The following is a 3,248-nucleotide window of genomic DNA, read 5'->3' on the forward strand; positions in this document are numbered from 1 at the left end:
GGCCATCGTCGGCGGCGGCGAGGACCAGGGTCCCCTCTCCCGCGCGAGCGTGATGGTGTTGAATTCCAACGGCGRCATGTGCACCGCCGTGGTGCTGGCGCCTGACGTGGTCCTGACCGCGGCCCATTGCGCCACCGGCGCGAACGATTACCGCGTGCATTTCAAGGACGAGGCCGGCCAGCCGGTGCTGATCGCTCCCGCCGCGAAGGCCGTTCATCCGGGATACGACGCGAAGGCGGTCGAAGCGCGCAGACGCTCGATCGATCTCGCGCTCGTGCGACTGCCGGCGCCGCTGCCTTCCCGGTTCGAGAGCGCGACGCTTCTCGCGCGCTCGCCCACCAAAGGGGACGCCGTCGCTGTCGCCGGGTACGGGCTCGCACGGGAGAACGATCCGAAATCGACGGGCACTTTTCGCAGCGCCGCCTTGAAGGCCATCGAGCCCTATGGCCCGAGCAAAATTCTCTTGTGGGCGCAGGGAACCGGAACCGCCGGCGCATGCCAGGGCGATTCAGGAGGCCCGATGGTGGCAGGCGACAGCGTCGTTGCCATCACCAGTTGGTCCTCCGCCGGCAAGAACGGCAGTTGCGGCGGCCTCACCCAGGGAATTCTGGTGGGCGCCCAGAAGACGTGGATCGACCAGATTCTCGCGCGCTGGGAGAGGACCGCGCATTGGGATTGACGCCGCCTGCGGGAACCATTGTTATCGTCCGGCGCTTCCCTTCCGGAAGACCTGAGCGAGAATCATCCCCTCCATGCGCGCCTTTTATCTTGTCGGCCTGATCGTCGCTGCGTTGGCCAGTCCGGCACACGCCGTCGTCGAAGGCCGACCGGACCGCAATCCCGCCGGTCTTCGTCAGTCTGTCGTGTGGGTCGAAAACTCGATGGGCGAATTGTGCTCGGGGGCGCTGGTGAGGCCCGACCTGGTGCTCACCGCCGCCCATTGCATGATGGACGATGCGAAATACGGCGTCGTCGCCGTCAACCGCGCCTTCAGGCCGATTCGCTTGCGCGTGATCGCCGCCGCCATCCATCCGGGTTTCAAGCCCTCCAGCACGCCCCGCAGCCAGCCGGGCGTCGATCTGGCGGTGTTGAAGCTCGAAAAACCGCTCGGCGCCGAATTCGAGCCGTTCGATCTCGATTCCATCGTGAATGTCCGGACCGGCGGGATGGTGACACTGGCCGGTTTCGGCGTGCTGGGCGAGAATCGCAACCGCACGGCGCGCACGTTGCGGACGACGAATCTGCTCGCGCTCGGATCCGTCGAGGCGTCGAACAAGGTCCTCATCGTCGCCGATCGAGCGAGACAGGCGCAGACGACGGGCGCCGGCGCATGTCGCGGCGATTCCGGCGGACCGGTGCTCGCCGCGACACGACGGGGTTATCAGCTCGTCGGGATCGTCAGCTGGTCGAGCGGCGCATTGCGCAGCGGCCCAACCGCCGCCTGCGGCGGCCTGACCGCCGTGACACCGGTCGCGGACCATTTGCGATGGATCGAGAAGAGCATCGATCTGCTCGACGATCTCTGAGCCGTTCGACTTAGGCGGCGAACTTCAGGAGCTTGATCGCCGCGTAATCCTGCACGCCGCCGCCGACCCGCTTCGTCGTATAGAAGAGGACGTATGGCTTGGCGGAATACGGATCGCGCAGGATTCTGATCCCGGCCCGGTCGACCACGAGGTAACCGCGCTTGAAATCACCGAACGCGATGGCGTTCGTGTTCGCGCCGATATCCGGCATGTCCTCCGCCTCGACGACGGGAAAACCCATCAGCGTCGCCGCCTGGCCGAGGCTCGTCGGCGGCGCCCACAGATACTGGCCGTTGTCGTCCTTGAATTTGCGGATGACGCTCTGCGTCTTGCGGTTCATCACGAAGCACGCGTTCTGCCGATAGCCCGCCTTCAACGCATAGATCAATTCGAGCAGCACGTCAGACGGACTGGTCGCCGGAAAGCTTGCGCCTCCGGTGGCCACCGTGCCGAGCTTACCCCAGGTCCAATCCGCGTCGCGGATCGTCGGCGACGCCAGGAAGCCCTTGGGCTTGTTGACGCCGTCGCCCGACACGAAGGCGGAGCCCTCCTGCTCGGCGAACGCCGTCTCGACTTCTTCGGCGATCCACTGGTCGAGATCGACGACGGCATCGTCGAGGAGCGTCTGGGTCGCCGCCGGCATGGCATAGAGCTCCATCGTCGGAAAGCTCATTTCGGCAAGCCCCGGCCCCGAGGTTTGCGGGCGGTCGGCGGTTTCGCCGACCCATCCGGAGGCGGGGCCCGCAACGGAGAAGGCACGCTTGTACTGCCCACCCGAAATGACGCGGACCGATGAGATCGCGCGGATCGGCGACACGCCCGACAGACGGCGCAAGACTTCGCGCTCGACATTGTCGGGAACGAGATAGCCGCCGTCAGGGCCCGAACCGGCGGAGAGCGCCTTTTCCTCGAGGCGCTTCAAACCGGCCGCCTTACCCGTTCGGACATAGGTCTGAAACGCGCTCTTGTGTTCCGCATGCGCGGGATCGTCGCGTTCGCCGCCGGCGAGCGGTGGGCGCGCGCGATCGAGGGACAGGCGGTCGATGCGACGCTTGGCGTCGTCGAGCGCCGTATTGATGCGGGCGAGTTTTTCGTCTCCGATCACGTCGCCCGTCAAACGCGTTTCGATGGCGCCGAGGCGCACGTCGTTGGCCTCCTTGAAGGCCTCGAAGGCACGGCCGAAATCGTCGAAGGCGGACGCGACGTCGTCTGTCGCGGATTTGGTCTGTAATGCTGAAATCATATCGATCAATGGTTTCGTTGGAGCAATAAAAAAGCCCGCCGGAAATGGCGGGCCTGGTTTTTCCCACACGTGGGAAACGGCTATTGCGTGTTGCGCCGAACAGTTCGCGTGACGGTCGGTCCCGTGGCCGCGCCAACGGCGCCGCCCGCAACCGCGCCGACAGGTCCCGCCACCGCACCGACGCCGGCACCGACCGCGGCGCCGCCCACGCGTTCCTCGGTCGTCGTGCAGCCGGCGACGCCGGCGGCAAGGAAGACTGCAAAAATCAATCGCCGCATTGGAACCTCCCTGGCGAACAGACAAGCTGATCCGATGCCCGCAGGCTCCGTGCGGATCGCTCACCGGCGGTCGATGCGGGCGAGTGTCTAACGCGCGGGCCGCGGAGCCGGTTCAGTCGGCGCGAGACGCCCGGCGATCCGGCGGATCTTTTCGACGAGCCGGACATCACGCTGCTTGACCGTTTCCACGCGCGCCAACGG

At 66.1% G+C, this 3,248-nt stretch carries 4 protein-coding genes; 2 read left to right on the forward strand and 2 right to left on the reverse strand.

The window, feature by feature from the left end:
- Together AC1DT3_RS16050 and AC1DT3_RS16055 are read left to right on the forward strand one after the other, a co-directional pair.
- A partial coding sequence (locus tag AC1DT3_RS16050) for a S1 family peptidase (RefSeq protein WP_477466243.1) occupies positions 1-679 on the forward strand: 679 nt, incomplete at its 5' end.
- A gap of 73 nt (positions 680-752) precedes the next feature.
- Positions 753-1,526, forward strand: coding sequence for a S1 family peptidase (locus AC1DT3_RS16055; protein WP_477466244.1), 774 nt, complete (start codon positions 753-755; stop codon positions 1,524-1,526).
- A 10-nt stretch (positions 1,527-1,536) separates the two neighbouring features.
- On the opposite strand, the gene AC1DT3_RS16060 is transcribed toward AC1DT3_RS16055, so the two are convergent.
- Both AC1DT3_RS16060 and AC1DT3_RS16065 read right to left on the reverse strand, forming a co-directional pair.
- Positions 1,537-2,769, reverse strand: a complete 1,233-nt coding sequence (locus AC1DT3_RS16060) for a phage major capsid protein (RefSeq protein WP_477466245.1) — start codon at positions 2,767-2,769, stop codon at positions 1,537-1,539.
- A gap of 80 nt (positions 2,770-2,849) precedes the next feature.
- Positions 2,850-3,047, reverse strand: coding sequence for a hypothetical protein (locus AC1DT3_RS16065; protein ID WP_477466246.1), 198 nt, complete (start codon positions 3,045-3,047; stop codon positions 2,850-2,852).
- Between the last annotated feature and the right edge of the window lie 201 nt (positions 3,048-3,248).

The organism is Microvirga sp. P4_G7 (assembly GCF_056401005.1).